Raw genomic sequence first — 15,441 nt, 5'->3', positions numbered from 1 at the left:
ATTCAATTATAACATATCCAAACAATGACGACACATACCATTGGCATTATCATGAACGGCGTAACCGGCCGTATGGGAACCAACCAGCATTTGCTGCGCTCTATTAAAGCCATTATCGAGCAAGGCGGCGTGAAAATTTCTTCCGACGAGGTGATCATGCCCGACCCGATTCTCGTAGGACGCAACGAAGCAAAATTGCAGGCACTTTGCAAGCAATCGGGCGTGCAGAAGTACACAACGGACCTCGAATCGGTGATGTCCGACTCGCATTACCAGATCTATTTCGATGCGCAGGTGACCGGCCGCCGGGCTGCGGCTGTGAAGAAGGCAATCGAAGCCGGAAAACACATTTATTGTGAAAAACCGACCGGTACTACTACCGAGGAGGCATTGGAGCTTTATGACCTCGCTACCAAAGCGGGCCTGAAAAACGGCGTGGTGCAGGATAAGCTGTGGCTGCCGGGCTTGGTAAAATTGAAAAGACTGATGGAAGCCGGCTTCTTCGGCAAGATCCTTTCCGTACGCGGCGAGTTTGGTTACTGGGTTTTTGAAGGAACCAGCATTCCGGCACAGCGCCCATCATGGAACTACCGCAAAGAAGACGATGGCGGTATCATCGTAGATATGCTCTGCCACTGGCGTTATGTGCTGGATAACCTGTTTGGAAAAGTAAAGGCGGTATCCTGCCTCGGCGCCACGCATATTCCCGAGCGTGTGGACGAGAATGGCAACACCTATAAATGTACCGCCGACGACGCCTGCTACGCCACATTCGAGCTGGAAGGCGACGTGGTCGCGCATTTCAACTCATCGTGGACGGTACGCGTGCGCCGCGACGACCTGCTTACGCTGCAAGTGGACGGCACGCACGGCTCGGCGGTGGCCGGTTTGCGCGATTGCTACGTTCAGCATTACGGGAATACGCCAAAGCCTGTCTGGAACCCCGACATTCCTCAGCCGATCCCATTCTTCGATGGGTGGTCGAAAGTGCCTGAACAGGAGATTTACGACAATGCGTTTAAGGCGCAATGGGAGCTTTTCCTGAAACATATTGTGAAAGACGAACCATTCCCATGGGACCTGAAAGCGGGTGCTCGCGGTGTGCAACTGGCCGAAAAAGGCCTCGAAAGCTGGGAGAAACGCCAATGGGTTGACGTACAGGAACTATGAAAAAGACCGCATTAATCACCGGCGGAAGTCGCGGCATCGGTTTTGGCATTGCCAAAGCCCTTGCCAAAGAAGGATATAATCTGGCTATCAATGGCGTCCGTGACGAAGCGGGCGCCGCCGATGCCCTCAACGAACTGCGTGAGCTCGGTGCCGAAGTGGCCTATTGCCAGGGAAGCATCGCCAGCGCCGCCGACCGCGAAGCCATTATCGAAAAGGCCTATTCCGTATTCGGGCAGATCCATCTGCTCGTGAACAACGCCGGCATAGCCCCTCGAGTGCGGCTCGACATCCTCGAAACGACCGTCGAGAATTACCAGGAAGTGATGACAACCAACCTCGAAGGCCCCTTCTTTTTTACACAAGCCATTGGAAAAAGAATGGCCCATGCGAAGGAGAACAACCATGCATTCGAGGCGATGATCATTTTCGTGACCTCTATTTCGGCCACCGTGGCGTCCATTAACCGTGGGGAATATTGTATTTCAAAAGCAGGACTGGCAATGACCAACCTGCTTTTTGCTGTGAGAATGGCCGAGTACAACATTCCGGTTTACGAGATCCGCCCGGGTATTATTTCCACCGACATGACTTCCAAAGTGCAGGAGAAATACGACAACCTGTTCGAAAGCGGGATTGCATTACAGCCGCGCTGGGGCACGCCCGAGGACGTCGGCAAGGCGGTAGCGTCGCTCACGCGGGGCGACTTCCCCTACTCCACCGGCCAGGTGATCGGCGTGGACGGCGGGATGCTGATCGACAGGCTGTGACCTCGGCCATCGGCGGTCGGCAGTCGGCGGTCAAAAATATTTGATTGACATTTAAACAAACCCTAAGCCGACGGCTGACAGCCGAAAGCCGAAGTAAAACCTAACCCTATGTCAACAACCAACAATTCGCAACCTTCGCTGCTCTCGCAGCTGTTGCAAGTGCCAGTAATAGTGGCTGCATTGGGCTATCTGGTCGATATGTACGACCTGTTTTTGTTCAGTGTGGTGCGGGTGCCCAGTCTCAAAGCGCTGAACGTCCCCGACGACCAGCTGCTCACCGAGGGCATTAGTTTATTGAATTACCAAATGGCTGGAATGCTGATCGGCGGCGTATTGTGGGGGGTGATCGCGGATAAAAGAGGTCGGCTTTCGGTGCTTTTCGGATCGATTATCATGTATTCGCTGGCCAATATCGGCAACGGTTTCGTCACATCGCTTGATCAGTATGCAGTTCTTCGCTTTATTGCGGGTGTGGGACTTGCGGGAGAGCTTGGTGCGGGAATTACGCTCGTTACCGAGGTTTTGCCCAAAGAAATACGCGGCTATGGAACCACATTGGTGGCTACATTAGGGGTATTGGGTGCGATTTTGGCTTACTTTGTTGCCGACTTGTTTGCCTGGCGTATCTCATATTTCGTGGGCGGCGGCATGGGTTTGCTGCTTTTGGTACTGCGTTTCAATGTATTTGAATCCGGGATGTTCAAGCACGCCAAGGAACGTTCGGTGGATCGCGGTAACATTATGATGATCCTGCTCAACGGCAAACGCCTCGGTAAATACCTGATGGCGATCATCGTAGGACTTCCGATCTGGTTTGTGGTGGGTATCCTGATCACATTTTCGCCGGAATTCGGCTCGGCAAAGGGCATCGAGGGCATTAATGCGGGCAAGGCGGTAATGCTGGCGTTTTCAGGGCAGGTAGGCGGAGATATCGTCAGTGGTTTACTAAGTCAGTATATGCGGAGCAGGAAGAAAGTGATCCGGTTGTTCATCATCCTGTCACTGGCGATGGTGGTCGGTTACCTGTTAATTCCGATGCAGGATTTGTTCTCGTTCTACTTGCTTTGTACCTTGCTCGGATTCTGCAATGGTTACTGGACATTGTTCATCACCATTGCCGCGGAACTGTTCGGCACCAACCTCCGGGCGACGGTAGCCACCACGGTTCCCAACTTTGTACGCGGCGCGACGATTCCGCTGGCCGCATTGTTTGTGAGTTTCAGACCCGACCTGGGCGTGATCCAGAGCGGTTTAGTGATAGGGGTTGCCACGGCAGTAATCGCATTGCTGGCCTTGTACTTCCTCGAAGAGACGTTTACAAAGGACATGGACTTTGTAGAAAAAGAATAGTTTCGGTTTTAGTTTTAGTTAAAAGCGGCCCCCACAGATGGAGGGCCGTTTTTTTTACAAATATTAACACTTTTCCAAGCAACGCTCCGGCACCGATCTCCATCTCTTGGTTACCAATTTCAAATAGCCATGAGAAACCGCTTAATTGCTTATGCTGGGAATCAACCACTTGTCCCACCTGAAATTCCGCTCGTGTACTTTGCGTGCCGCGGAACGCCACGCCACTCTTACTTTTGTCGTGTTCTTGAAATAGAACAAAATCAATAGCCATAAAAAATAAAAAACAGCCATGAAAACATCAGTTAAAACCTTCATTTGCGCCTTTGCGCTTGCTACCGCTTCTTTCACCGCCCAGGCCGCAGACAAAGAAGCCAAAAAAGCTTCCACATTCGGAACCGGCATTTACGCCACCAAAACAGGTAAAATCAACGTCCTGATCGACAAAGCCAACTCCGACTCCAAAACCACTTTGTTGCTCAGAAACGCCGAAGGAAGCATCGTATACCGCGAAACAATTTCGAAAGACTATCAAAAATTCGGACGCACCCTGAACCTCGACGCCATGGAACCCGGCAAATACAAGCTGGACATCATCAGCGGCAATGAGATCCAGACCAAAACATTCGAATTGGCAGAACAGAAAGTGGAACGTATCCTGACAGTTAATTAAGGTTCACCATATCCGTTGAAGCGGCACCTTCCCATTGCGGGAGGTGCCGCTTTTTGTTTAACCTCAGAATAATTTCTCCGTTACCTTTTTCAAATCCGCCGTATTAAAAGAAAGTCCAAAACTGAAAGTTCACTTTTTAGTAGAACTTTTTTAAATTGTACTGGCGAGTGATGGTTATTGATGGTAAAAGGAAGCTTACACAGCTTAAAAAGAAAAATCTCGGAAATAAGCGGTTAGGTCAGGCAATCGACCAGCTCATCTTTGATCTTGAAGTAAGTTCTATCAATGATATAGACGAGTTACTTAAACTCAGAAAAGATGCCGATCGAGTTCACAGTCAGGGGTTTTATTTTTTTGACCTCCATGCACACAGGGCATTGGTACTCATTCAGCTGGTTGAAAACCAAGCAAAAATTGTGTGGGTAGGAACCCACGATGAATATGTGAGGACTTTCAAAAACAATACAAACACAATCGAAAAATGGCTCAGAGAAAAAAAACTGCTGAATTAAGCGAACCGGATATCAGAAGAATATTGGAAGCTGGCCGGATTAAAACGGAGCTGGACCTGGAACGAATCTCACTGGCGGACAGGGAGTTGATGCACCAGGAAAAGACACAACCTGATCTCCGGGCTACCCGGAAAGCTATAAGCGATATGATAGTGGAATATGAATCCAGATGTTGGTCGGACGAAAACCTGGTAACCGACGCCAAAATGGAAGAGAGCGAGGCTGCGGAGATTCAGGCTGAAAGAGAATATGCCTTCCTCTGGAAACGGAATATGCTGATCATTGCAAAGCTTCAAGCGCTTTCATTGAAACAAAAAGACCTTGCGCTTTTGCTGAATCACAGTAAATCCTACACGTCCGAATTGCTGAATGGAATCAGGCCATTTTCGACGAATGACCTGAAAATGATTCATTTACTGTTCGAAATTCCGCTAACCGATCTCATCATTACCATTCCATCGCAGGAGACCTTGAACCGGTTGGAAAATGCGATAGAAAAAATCTCGTCCTTGAATCCAAAGGCCAAAACGCTGCGCGAAACGCTCGCGAATCGCCCGGTGGCAAAGGGTTTACTACCGGATGACTGGTTTGACGAAGATGCGCACGAAGAAGCCGGAAATGAAGAACACGTTTATACCAAATTATCACTTTCAAATAAATGAGTTACAAATCACCGGTTAGAACATCAGACCTGACCACTTTTTGCCATTTAGATACTCACTGAAAATCACTCATTCACATGGATACCCGTCGGGATTTTTTGCAAAAAATGACACTAGGCCTCGGAGTTACGGCATTGAGCGACCTTCCTGCGTCGGCGCGTGAGCTTTATACCGGTCCAAAGGCCGATAAACAATTACGTGTGGCGCTGATGGGCCTGGGGAGCTATGCAACCCGCGTGGCCGAGGCTATGAAAGACTGCAAAATGGCCACGCTTACCGGCGCAATCTCCGGCACGCCTTCCAAGCTCGATACCTGGAAACAGAAGTACAATATCCCCGAAAAGAACACCTATAATTACGATACCGTCAGTAAAATCAAGGACAATCCGGATATCGACCTGGTTTATATCACTACACCGAACTCACTGCATTACAAGCACGTGCTGCAAATTGCCGCCGCGGGCAAGCACGTACTTTGTGAAAAACCCGTCGCAGATAATGCCAAGCAAACCCGCGAGATGATCGCTGCATGCAAGAAGGCCGGCGTGAAGTTTTATATCGGTTACAGAATGCATTTCGAGCCTCACACGCGAGAGCTCATCCGCATGCGCGAGTCTGGCGAGCTGGGTAAGATCATGCATGTCAACAACTACATGGGCTTCAAATCCGGCGATCCCAACCAATGGCGCCTCAAAAAAGCGCTGGCAGGCGGCGGTGCGATGATGGATGTGGGCATTTACGCATTGAACGGCGCGCGCTACGCCACCGGCGAAGAGCCGATCTGGGTTACGGCGCAGGAAACGAAGAACGACCCCGTGAAATTCAAAGAGGTGGACGAAACGATCATGTTCCAGCTCGGCTTCCCGAGCGGCGTCGTGGCCAGCTGCGGCACCACCTACGCATTCAACAACTACGAGCGGCTGTATGTGGTGGGAGAAAAAGGATTCGTGGAACTCAGCCCTGCATTCAGCTACGGCCCCATCAAAGGCCGCACGCACCTTGGCCCGATGAACCAGCCCGTCATCACGCACCAAACCCTTCAAATGGACGGCATCGCCGACATTATCCTCAACAACAAACCCGACCCGAACGTGAGCGGCGAGGAAGGATTGAAGGACATGATCGTGGTGGACGCTGTGTATGAATCCATCCGGAAAGGCGGGGCGAAGATTATGCTGGCAGGATAAAACCGATACAACTTTGGGTAAAGTTGCGACGCGACGCCGATACATCGTTGCTATCAGAAATTGATTAATTCATATCTACCACTAAATAATTATTTTCGGTACCGCCATAGTCGACGATTACTTTGAGCCTCAAATCATTAGGGATATTCAAATGGATGCGCTCAATCTCGACCCAACCTTAGTATCGACGTGGAAAGGCTACACGGAGAAATTAAAAACCTACTTAGCTCGCAAAGAAGTTACCGAGGCACTCACCTTCATTGAAGAAGTTGATCAATTTGATTTACCAGATAATGCCAGCGACTTTATCGTATACAAAGCGCTAGCAAATGTTATGAATGAGGATTTGAATGGTGGTTTATCCACTATTCAAAAAGCGTTATCTCATGGATTTAAAACATTTTGGAAGTTTGATCGCAACTCGAAGGCTTGGGTAGACCATTCTGATCCTGACTATATCTTATTGAACCCGATACATCACAATACAGAAATTCAGAAATGGATAGCCCAGCATTATTCTGTTCAAATAATTCCATGGGGCTTTGACATTACGCAAACACCTCTCTGCTTACTTCGGCAGGCTCCGCTTCGTCGTGAAAATGTAAGGTGTTACATTTCTAAAAAGAAACTAAAAAAGGGTGAACCAGTATACGAGTTCCAATTTTTCAATGGCTCTCATGACACCCCAAGTAATACTTTTTTTGCTCATGGAGATGCTGTAAACAGCAATAAGTCAGCTATGCTGAATATCGAGAATTATAGGTCCAATAGTTATCGGTTAAACGACTACGCATTCAAAACAGACTATACTCATCCACTTGTAAGCAGTTTCTGGAATCAACTGGATCGATTTGATCTGGATGCTATATTGCAAATTATTGCCAATCCTCCCGTTCATCCTACGCCTTATTTGGCTCAACCATTGCACACAGAGTCCGTAGCATCTCTCGTTGGAACAAATTTACTTGTCAACACAGATCGACAGATATATTATGGAACCGGAGGAATTTTCGCAAACCTTCTCTACATACTCATCAAGTGCGGATACCAACAAGACATTATACGGAGACTCCCTACCCTTCCCGATCATTTCCCGCTATTGTTAATGTGTTTTAATGATACTACTTTGCGAAGATCGGTAGCTGCATTTATGGGTTACACGGGTCTCGCAGATCTCTATGAGCAAGCGCTTAGTCCACATACCAAAAAAACGCCACAAGTAGTCAAAAACCTTGTCGATTTTGGGCATAAAAATCCGGATTTCCGTAGACAACTAGCAAAGTCGTTAGATTTATACGAATACCATTTATACAGTAATTACAGGCCGGGTATAAATTGGCTTTTTGAGTCATTTGATTGTTATAAAAATGCCCGGGGAGGTGGGCTTCTTGATTTTCTGATCAGCGAACCAGAGTTATTACCTGTTTAAAAAAAAATGAAGAACGAATTCATTCTACCGGTGGGGATATCTAATGGAGTTGTTGACGCTTACGAAAACAGCTTTCCATTCTTATTTCGAACAATACTATTTAACACTTTTTTGAGCGGAGACAAGTCATTTGAACATTGGAAAACAATCCCATTATTTCTAGAAAACTCTGAATACCACAAAAATTTTAAATCAGTTTTTAAGACTTCCTTGCGAACAATTGAATTATGGAAGTCTTAAATAAGCTATTAGCTAGTGCCCCTGATAATGTGTCCGTCAAAATCTAAGTCATGAAAGATTATCCCCAGTCCGTCAGAAGAAAGGACCGCCAGGAAACCGACATCGCGTTCTTCATGAAATGCTGAACAATACCGTTTCTTGTTCGATAGCCATTGAAAAGAATGGTTACCCTTTGCCCCACGTCGCATTTTATCATTTCGATGAGGCGAATAATGATATCATCTTTCATTTCTCAAAGTACGGTCACGCGGGCGAGGAAATCACCGACGAGAAGAAAGCGAGCATTTCAGTTTATAAATATGGAAGGCTCTATACAGCGGCCAAGGCAGTTGATTTTGGCTGTGAGTACCAAAGCGTAATTATTTATGGAACAATCAGCATCATCGAAAACGAGCAGGAGCGAATGCAGGCAATGAGCTACTTTTTCGACCGGTACTTTTCCCAAATTCCCAAAGACAGCTACGAGGCATTTACCAGCAACCAAAGCAACGCGATTTACGTCGCAAAGGTACACATCGAACCATGGTTTGGAAAGGAACATTCCTTGCCAGTGATTGCAAAAGACGCATTTTTGCCCCAGTTTCCGGCAATGATGGAACCTCGCGACACCTGAACCTGCGCACCTCAGATCAGTAAAGCAGCCCCCTACAAAGACTTTTAAACAATAACCCGGTTCGAACGCAACACCGGGCCCGGTTTTATTATGCAAAAATCAAAAGTCATGATTCCGGTGCTGGCGGGGCTCGCTGCACTGTTTTTTCCTGTTTTACTATCCGCACAAATTATGGATTCGAAGTCAATCGTTGCGCCCGGCGCGCAGGTCGAGAAACTCGGCGATGGGTACAAATTCACCGAAGGGCCTGTTCCCGATAAAGACGGTAATGTGTTTTTTACAGATCAGCCTAATAACAAAATCATTCGCTGGAATGCCGAAACGGGCGCATTCAGTACATTTTCAGACAAGGCAGGCCGTGCGAACGGCATGTACTTCGATCAGAAAGGCAACCTCGTTGCCTGTTCAGATGAAGAAAATCAGGTCTGGTCTTTTGACAAAAACGGTAACCCGACCGTGCTCGTGAAGGATTACGAAGGCAAGCTGCTCAATGGCCCCAACGACCTCTGGATCGACGCCAAAGGCGGTATTTACCTTACCGATCCGCTCTACAAACGCGATTACTGGAAGCGTGATCCCGAAATGCAGCAGGACGGCCAGCATGTGTACTACCTCAGTCCCGACCGGAAGCAGTTTATCCGCGTGGATGAAAAGCTGAAAAAGCCCAACGGCATTATCGGAACAGCCGACGGCAAAAAACTGTACGTAGCCGACATCGGTGATAACAAAACCTATGTGTACAACATCCAGAAGGACGGCAAACTTACCAACCGGCAGCTTTTCGTCTCCAAAGGGTCCGACGGCATGATCCTGGACGAAGAAGGCAACCTGTACATTACCGGCGACGGCGTGACGGTGTTCGACAAATCGGGCACACAAATCGCCCATTTTCCCGTGCATAAGGGCTGGACGGCCAACGTTTGCTTCGGTGGAAAAAACCGCGATCTGCTCTTTATCACGGCCGAAACAGCTGTGTATGGTTTAAAAATGAAGGTTAAAGGTGTAAAATAATTGCAGCTTAACCTTTCGAATGGCGGCATTTTCCGGGTGTACCGGCAAATTCCGCCATTCTTTTTTGCCTTTCTGCAACGGAAACGGGCCATATATCGTCTAGTTCAAATACAACAATTCATACTAGATTCCCGGCCGGCTCGTTACAAAACTAACCCACACGTCCTTCTATGCGTCTGATTTTTACGGCTTTCCTCTTGCTTTTACATATCACCGCATGGGCCCAGGACCGCGTCACGATCAGCGGTTTCGTGCGGGAAAAAGGCAGCCAGGAGTTGCTCCCCGGCGTGAATGTGTACATCGGGAACACACCCTACGGCGCAGTGACCAACACCTACGGATTTTACTCGCTTACATTGCCTGCCCAGGACTCCGCAACGGTTTCGTTCTCATTTGTCGGCTATGAAAAACAGGAGAAGCGGGTGGCCCTTCGCGCCGATACCGACCTGAATATCCTGCTTCCTACCATTACCCAGCTCGAAGAAGTGGTGGTTTCGGCGCGCCGCCAGGAAGATTATGTGAGTCGCACAGTGCAGATGAGCAAGGTTGAGATCCCGATCCAGCAACTGAAAAAAGTACCTGCATTTTTCGGCGAAAAAGACGTCCTCCGCGTTTTGCAGCTCATGCCCGGCGTGCAAAAAGGCAACGAAGGCCAAACGGGCCTTTACGTACGCGGCGGCGGGCCCGACCAGAACCTGATCATCCTCGACGATGCCGTGGTGTACAATGCCAACCACCTTTTCGGATTTTTCTCCATTTTCAATTCGGATGCCCTCAGGAGTGTGGAACTCACGAAGGGCGGCTTTCCGGCACGTTATGGCGGCCGGTTGTCGTCGGTTTTGGAAATGAATATGAAAGAGGGAAGCAAGGAAAAGCTACACGGCGAAGGCGGTATCGGCCTCATTTCCTCCCGCCTGACGCTAGAAGGGCCGATTTCAAAAGGCAAATCTTCCTTCCTCATTTCGGGGCGGCGGACTTACATTGATGTCCTCGCGGCTCCGCTCATCGCGCGCGAGCAGCGGGGCGCAGACAGCCAGGTGAAGCCGGGCTATTATTTTTACGACCTTAATGCCAAAATGAACTACGATCTGGGCAAAAAGGATAAGCTTTACATCAGTGGTTATTTCGGGCGCGACAAGTTCCACGCCAATGAGAAAAGCAGCACGTCCGAAACCCGCGCCGGCCTCGATTGGGGCAATGCAACAGCCACCATGCGCTGGAACCATGTTTTGAATCAGAAGCTCTTCGTCAATACTTCCTTCATTTTCAGCAACTTCAAGTTCGGCGTATCCAGTTATTCCAAAGAATTGAACGGCGACGGCTCGCTCGACGACGAGTTCAGCCTCGAATACGATTCACGCATCCGCGACCTGGGCATTAAAACAGATTTCGATTTTTACCCATCTCCCAAACATGCCGTTAAATTCGGCGGGCAGGCCACCTTTCACAAGTTCGTCCCGTCCGCGCTGGCCATTGCGGGTACATTTACAGACAATCCGATTGAGCGATCGGTAAGGCCGGTTTATTCTCTGGAAACAGGGCTTTACATTGAAGATACCTGGCAGGCATTGGACGCGCTGAAAATCAATGCGGGACTGCGGCTTAGCACGTTTCAGACCGACGTGAAAACTTATGTCCGCCCCGAGCCTCGCCTTTCGGCCGCATTGCGCCTGGCCGAAAACCTTTCGTTCAAAGCCTCTTACGCGCGCATGAACCAGTATGTGCATTTGCTTTCCAACACCGGCCTTGGCCTCCCTACCGACCTTTGGGTGCCCACCACCGCGAAGGTAGCGCCCCAGCAGTCGGAGCAGGTGGCGGCGGGTTTTGCCAAAGACCTCGAACAGCCGGCGCTCACCATTACATTGGAAGGCTATTATAAAAAAATGAACAACATCCTGAACTACAAGGAAGGGTCGTCGTTCCTGAGCCTGAATGGCGAAAATGCCAACGAACTGAGCTGGGAGGACAATGTAACTTCGGGAAAGGGCTGGTCGTACGGCGGAGAGTTTTTGATACAGAAGAAAACCGGCAGATTCTCCGGATGGATCGGTTATACATTATCATGGACTTATTGGAAATTCCGTGAATTGAATTTCGGCCAAACCTTCTTTCCGCGCTACGACCGCCGCCACGACCTTTCGGTGGTGGGCATTTACGAAATCAGTAAGCGCATTACGCTGTCCTCCACGTGGGTGTACGGAACCGGCAATGCGCTTACGCTGCCCGTGTCGAGCTACCGGGCCGCTACCGATAATTTCGTGACCCGGCTAACGTCCGAAGGGAAACCGGCCATCAGCTGGTTTGGCCCCACGGTAAACGAATATGGCCAAAAAAACAGCTATCGCGCCGAACCGTTCCACCGCATGGATATCGCCATTCAATTCCACAAGAAGAAGAAACGACATGAACGCACGTGGGAGTTTGGGGTGTACAATGCATATAATCGCAGGAACCCGTTTTTCTACAACATAGACGAGGAAATGGTGATCCTGCCGAATGTAATGCCCGCGACGCCGGTGCCGAAATACACGCTGAAACGTTACTCGCTGTTTCCGGTACTGCCCTATTTCAGCTATAATTTCAAATTCTAACAAGCGGCCATGTTTCCCCGATACGTCATTTTGTTCTTACTGACATTGTTCCTTACAGCATGCGAGTCGCTTGTAACGGATGTCGACAAGGCAGATCTCCCGCAGATCGAGTCGAAGCTTGTCGTGCAATCGTTTATTTCCCCGCAGGCCGCGCGCATCAATGTGGTGGTTACGGAATCTATTCCGCTATTTGCCGAGCCCGACCTGAAAGGCGGCGTGATCCCCAATGCTGTCGTTAAAATGTCCGATGGAGTGCGCGAAGTGGTGTTTCCGTTCGATACCGCCAACCAGCTCTATTCCATCGAGAAGGGAGCTCTCGCTATTTTGCCCGGAAAAACATATTTCCTTTCGGTAACTCAGGGCGTCCGCAAGGTGGATGCCACGTGCACCGTGCCTTCCAACGCTGTTGTTCCGGCTTCTTATGAAATAGACACGTCCTATTCGGGCAGCTTGTCGGCGCGGGATACGTCGCTCACCGTTAAAATGACCTGGAACGACATTCCGGGCCAGGCCAACTATTACCGCGTGCGCGCCTCGCTCGATCTGGAATACAGCATCGCCGACCGGCTTCACGACAATACCAGTCCGCTGACGGAGAAAAGGATCAGGAACCGGTTCAATTTCAACTGGGACGACACCATCGGGCGGAACGATTACCGGAACGACGTAAACCTGGACGGCACCACTTTCAATTCGCCCATCGGGCGCGTCAACCTGCCCGATCCGCTGTATTACAATTTCAATGGCAGGGAATACATTGTTTATCCAAAAAACAAGATTGTTTCCGTCACCATGGAGGTTTACCACACCGATGAGCATTATTTCAGATACCATCGCTCGGTGCAAACGCGCGGCGATTCAGACAATCCGTTTGTAGAGCCTTCATTGATCTACACCAACGTCAACGGCGGCCTGGGCTGCTTCGGCGCATACAATTCCGGGCATTTAATATATCGTCCCAAATAATCTGGTTTAACTCCTATTCTGGTTCTACAAAATCTGGCAAATTGAGGTCAAAGTACCTCAAAATGTACATCGCCGGATTACGTTTTTACGACTGAAAACCGCGGTTTTACAAGGCATGCTTTTTTCCCGTTGCATGATCATTCTGATATCAGTGTTCCATTGAGCCGAACATCAATCTTAAAAATAACAATACTATGGACTTGCAAGGAACAGACCGGGATAAGGCTAAGAAGCCGCATCCCTCCAACAAAAACATGAGTGAGCCCGACACACTCATCGAAACGCTTGAAGACTTACAGGAGCAAGGCTATACATACGATTTCAATCTCACGGCCCATGCCCTGGAAGTACATAAAGACGACGGAATTTGTCTCACATTGTCACCGGAAGATTTCGATATTGTGCAGGTTTACCGCTTCGAAGGCATGACCGACCCATCGGATATGTCGATCCTGTACGCAATTGAATCGAAAGACGGGCTGAAAGGGACGCTGGTGAGCAGCTACGGCGTGTATGCCGATGCGATGTCCAACGAGATGATCAAGAAACTGGACACGCGGAGCTCCCTCATCGTTCATCATCCCGAAGACGACGATATGGCTCATTGATCAGCCTGCTGTTTTAGCGATGCACAAATGTTGCTTTGACCGACGGGCGAAGCAACATTTTTTTGTGCTTATATTTGAAAAAATCATCAAAAAACTACCCTCAGCGGCCTGGCATGGGTATTTTAAATTTTTATACCGACAATTAAAGTGAACTGACCATGGAAATGATCGAACTGACCGAAGAACTCATTGAATCAGCCGAGCAACGGTCTGCCGGCCTGCCCTACCCGCAACTTGTCAAGAATTTGAAAGCGATCGGTGTCGATAACTACGAGGTGAAGGTAAAAAACCGCAAACGTACCTATACTTCCGTTAACGGCGACAAGCTGATCCTCGCCGGCGACCTGCCCGAATTCGAATGTGCGGAAGCATTCAAACTGGAAGAGGTCAAGGCGGCTATCAAGCGCACACAGGATGGCCTTACCGACTATCCTACTTTCCTGCACGAGATCGGCGCCGCAGGCATTCATACCTACGTAGCCGATCTCACGGGCATGAAAGTGATTTACCAGGGCCCCAATTCGGAATACGAATACGAGGAAATGATCCCGGAAGCTTAAAGGTTTCTCACTTTGCTCCGCATGATGTCGAGGTGGTCGTCGGTAAAATCGAGATGCGTGACAAACCGGACGAGCCCTTTTCCAAAAGTGACAGCCAGTATTCCGGCATCGGCCAGGCGGCTGACGTATTCTTTTTCGGAAATGTCGTCGTGAAGCCTTACGATCACGATGTTGGTATCCACCGGAAAAACTTCCGCAACCTCCGCCCGCGCCGAAAAGCATTCGCCCACGGACCTTGCGCGGCTATGATCTTCTTTCAGGCGGCCTACATGGTGATCGAGCGCGTAAAGGCCGGCCGCTGCAAGAAAACCAGCCTGGCGCCAGCCGCCACCCATTACCTTGCGGAAGCGCCGTGCTTCGCGGATCAGCGCACGCGTTCCTATGAGCAACGACCCAACGGGACATCCCAGACCTTTGGAAAGGCAAATGCTGATACTATCGAACGCTTCGCCGTATTGTGCGGGCGTCTCGCCCGTTTCGACTAATGCATTGAAAAGCCGGGCGCCGTCCAGATGCAGCGGGATGTTCCGCTCGCGACAAACATCGCGGATCGCCCTTATCTCGCTGAAATCATAGTAGCAGCCGCCGCCCTTATTCATCGTGTTTTCCAACGAAACGAGCCGCGTGACCGTAGAATGCACATCGTGTTCCGGACTGATCGCCTCCGTCACCTGGCTTGCGCTCAGCCTTCCGCGATCGCCGTCGAGAAGTTTTACCGATGAAAACGCGTTGAGCATAATGCCCCCGCCTTCGTACAGATAAATGTGCGAATACTTATCGCAGATCACATCGCTTCCGGGCCGGGTGTGCACGCGGATAGCGAGCTGGTTGGTCATGGTGCCGGAAGGGCAGAAAAGCGCATCCTCCATTCCGAAAAGCTGAGCCGCCTTTTGCTGCAATGCATTCACGGTTGGATCGTCGCCGAAAACATCATCGCCCACTTCTGCCGCCCACATGGCTTCCTGCATTTCCCGGGTAGGTTTGGTGATGGTGTCGCTGCGCAGGTCTATTTTCATTTCAAAAGCATTCAAGGGATGATCAGTGCAATTTTGGCCGAAATTAATGCTTAAAGCTGATTTGCGGGCGGGCATTGCTTACTTTAAAC

At 49.6% G+C, this 15,441-nt stretch carries 16 protein-coding genes; 14 read left to right on the top strand and 2 right to left on the bottom strand.

What is annotated here, in order from left to right; all coding sequences use genetic code 11:
• The first annotated feature begins 24 nt into the window (after positions 1-24).
• The 3 genes from DFER_RS23710 to DFER_RS23700 all read left to right on the top strand — a co-directional run bounded on the left by DFER_RS23710 (position 25) and on the right by DFER_RS23700 (position 3,287).
• Positions 25-1,170, top strand: a complete 1,146-nt coding sequence (locus DFER_RS23710) for a Gfo/Idh/MocA family protein (RefSeq protein ID WP_015814201.1) — start codon at positions 25-27, stop codon at positions 1,168-1,170.
• Entirely contained in the window at positions 1,167-1,937 is a 771-nt protein-coding gene (locus DFER_RS23705) for a 3-ketoacyl-ACP reductase (RefSeq protein WP_015814200.1), read from the top strand. The genes DFER_RS23710 and DFER_RS23705 overlap by 4 nt, the downstream gene beginning before the upstream one ends.
• A gap of 108 nt (positions 1,938-2,045) precedes the next feature.
• Positions 2,046-3,287 carry an MFS transporter gene (locus DFER_RS23700; protein WP_015814199.1) on the top strand — a complete coding sequence of 414 codons (1,242 nt, stop codon included), beginning with the start codon at positions 2,046-2,048 and terminating at the stop codon, positions 3,285-3,287.
• Here the strand turns inward: DFER_RS23700 and DFER_RS23695 are convergent.
• Positions 3,253-3,558, bottom strand: a complete 306-nt coding sequence (locus DFER_RS23695; RefSeq protein ID WP_041735468.1) for a hypothetical protein — start codon at positions 3,556-3,558, stop codon at positions 3,253-3,255. The two genes, DFER_RS23700 and DFER_RS23695, sit on opposite strands and share 35 nt — an antisense overlap.
• Positions 3,559-3,576: 18 nt before the next feature.
• On the opposite strand from DFER_RS23695, the gene DFER_RS23690 reads away from it, so the two are divergent.
• The 11 genes from DFER_RS23690 (at position 3,577) to DFER_RS23640 (ending at position 14,336) form a co-directional block, all read left to right on the top strand.
• A complete protein-coding gene (locus tag DFER_RS23690) occupies positions 3,577-3,957 on the top strand; it encodes a DUF3244 domain-containing protein (RefSeq protein ID WP_015814198.1) in 381 nt (126 codons plus the stop codon).
• A gap of 170 nt (positions 3,958-4,127) precedes the next feature.
• Entirely contained in the window at positions 4,128-4,469 is a 342-nt protein-coding gene (locus DFER_RS23685; protein WP_015814197.1) for a type II toxin-antitoxin system HigB family toxin, read from the top strand.
• Positions 4,439-5,131: a helix-turn-helix domain-containing protein gene (locus tag DFER_RS23680; protein ID WP_015814196.1), complete on the top strand. Its 693-nt coding sequence runs from the start codon at positions 4,439-4,441 to the stop codon at positions 5,129-5,131. Before DFER_RS23685 ends, DFER_RS23680 begins: the two co-directional genes overlap by 31 nt.
• A 77-nt stretch (positions 5,132-5,208) precedes the next feature.
• Positions 5,209-6,318, top strand: coding sequence for a Gfo/Idh/MocA family protein (locus tag DFER_RS23675; protein WP_015814195.1), 1,110 nt, complete (start codon positions 5,209-5,211; stop codon positions 6,316-6,318).
• Between the two features lie 151 nt (positions 6,319-6,469).
• Complete coding sequence (locus tag DFER_RS23670) at positions 6,470-7,747, top strand: hypothetical protein (RefSeq protein WP_015814194.1); 1,278 nt, start codon at positions 6,470-6,472, stop codon at positions 7,745-7,747.
• 358 nt (positions 7,748-8,105) lie between these two features.
• A complete protein-coding gene (locus DFER_RS23665; protein ID WP_015814193.1) occupies positions 8,106-8,600 on the top strand; it encodes a pyridoxamine 5'-phosphate oxidase family protein in 495 nt (164 codons plus the stop codon).
• Positions 8,601-8,771: 171 nt separating this feature from the next.
• Positions 8,772-9,611 (top strand): SMP-30/gluconolactonase/LRE family protein, encoded by an 840-nt coding sequence (locus DFER_RS23660; RefSeq protein WP_143828799.1) that lies wholly within the window; start codon positions 8,772-8,774, stop codon positions 9,609-9,611.
• Positions 9,612-9,781: 170 nt separating this feature from the next.
• Positions 9,782-12,202 carry a TonB-dependent receptor gene (locus DFER_RS23655; protein ID WP_015814191.1) on the top strand — a complete coding sequence of 807 codons (2,421 nt, stop codon included), beginning with the start codon at positions 9,782-9,784 and terminating at the stop codon, positions 12,200-12,202.
• A 9-nt stretch (positions 12,203-12,211) separates the two neighbouring features.
• On the top strand, positions 12,212-13,168 hold the full coding sequence (locus DFER_RS23650; RefSeq protein ID WP_015814190.1) for a DUF4249 domain-containing protein: 957 nt from the start codon (positions 12,212-12,214) through the stop codon (positions 13,166-13,168).
• 194 nt (positions 13,169-13,362) lie between these two features.
• A complete protein-coding gene (locus DFER_RS23645; RefSeq protein ID WP_015814189.1) occupies positions 13,363-13,776 on the top strand; it encodes a hypothetical protein in 414 nt (137 codons plus the stop codon).
• A gap of 158 nt (positions 13,777-13,934) precedes the next feature.
• Positions 13,935-14,336, top strand: a complete 402-nt coding sequence (locus DFER_RS23640; protein WP_015814188.1) for a DUF1398 domain-containing protein — start codon at positions 13,935-13,937, stop codon at positions 14,334-14,336.
• On the opposite strand, the gene DFER_RS23635 is transcribed toward DFER_RS23640, so the two are convergent.
• A complete protein-coding gene (locus DFER_RS23635; RefSeq protein WP_015814187.1) occupies positions 14,333-15,352 on the bottom strand; it encodes a threonine aldolase family protein in 1,020 nt (339 codons plus the stop codon). The two genes, DFER_RS23640 and DFER_RS23635, sit on opposite strands and share 4 nt — an antisense overlap.
• Positions 15,353-15,441: the final 89 nt, after the last annotated feature.

This window comes from Dyadobacter fermentans DSM 18053, assembly GCF_000023125.1.
GTDB lineage: Bacteria > Bacteroidota > Bacteroidia > Cytophagales > Spirosomataceae > Dyadobacter > Dyadobacter fermentans.
This window is presented reverse-complemented; position numbering and strand designations above follow the sequence as displayed.

Bases quoted from the DNA above. Each gene is read 5' to 3' on its own strand.
- DFER_RS23700 (WP_015814199.1), top strand. From the start codon at position 2,046: ATGTCAACAACCAACAATTCGCAACCTTCGCTGCTCTCGCAGCTGTTG.
- DFER_RS23685 (WP_015814197.1), top strand. From the start codon at position 4,128: ATGGTTATTGATGGTAAAAGGAAGCTTACACAGCTTAAAAAGAAAAAT.
- DFER_RS23635 (WP_015814187.1), bottom strand. From the start codon at position 15,352: ATGAAAATAGACCTGCGCAGCGACACCATCACCAAACCTACCCGGGAA.
- DFER_RS23705 (WP_015814200.1), top strand. From the start codon at position 1,167: ATGAAAAAGACCGCATTAATCACCGGCGGAAGTCGCGGCATCGGTTTT.
- DFER_RS23690 (WP_015814198.1), top strand. From the start codon at position 3,577: ATGAAAACATCAGTTAAAACCTTCATTTGCGCCTTTGCGCTTGCTACC.
- DFER_RS23680 (WP_015814196.1), top strand. From the start codon at position 4,439: ATGGCTCAGAGAAAAAAAACTGCTGAATTAAGCGAACCGGATATCAGA.
- DFER_RS23695 (WP_041735468.1), bottom strand. From the start codon at position 3,558: ATGGCTATTGATTTTGTTCTATTTCAAGAACACGACAAAAGTAAGAGT.
- DFER_RS23645 (WP_015814189.1), top strand. From the start codon at position 13,363: ATGGACTTGCAAGGAACAGACCGGGATAAGGCTAAGAAGCCGCATCCC.
- DFER_RS23710 (WP_015814201.1), top strand. From the start codon at position 25: ATGACGACACATACCATTGGCATTATCATGAACGGCGTAACCGGCCGT.
- DFER_RS23670 (WP_015814194.1), top strand. From the start codon at position 6,470: ATGGATGCGCTCAATCTCGACCCAACCTTAGTATCGACGTGGAAAGGC.
- DFER_RS23675 (WP_015814195.1), top strand. From the start codon at position 5,209: ATGGATACCCGTCGGGATTTTTTGCAAAAAATGACACTAGGCCTCGGA.
- DFER_RS23655 (WP_015814191.1), top strand. From the start codon at position 9,782: ATGCGTCTGATTTTTACGGCTTTCCTCTTGCTTTTACATATCACCGCA.
- DFER_RS23650 (WP_015814190.1), top strand. From the start codon at position 12,212: ATGTTTCCCCGATACGTCATTTTGTTCTTACTGACATTGTTCCTTACA.
- DFER_RS23660 (WP_143828799.1), top strand. From the start codon at position 8,772: ATGGATTCGAAGTCAATCGTTGCGCCCGGCGCGCAGGTCGAGAAACTC.
- DFER_RS23640 (WP_015814188.1), top strand. From the start codon at position 13,935: ATGGAAATGATCGAACTGACCGAAGAACTCATTGAATCAGCCGAGCAA.
- DFER_RS23665 (WP_015814193.1), top strand. From the start codon at position 8,106: ATGCTGAACAATACCGTTTCTTGTTCGATAGCCATTGAAAAGAATGGT.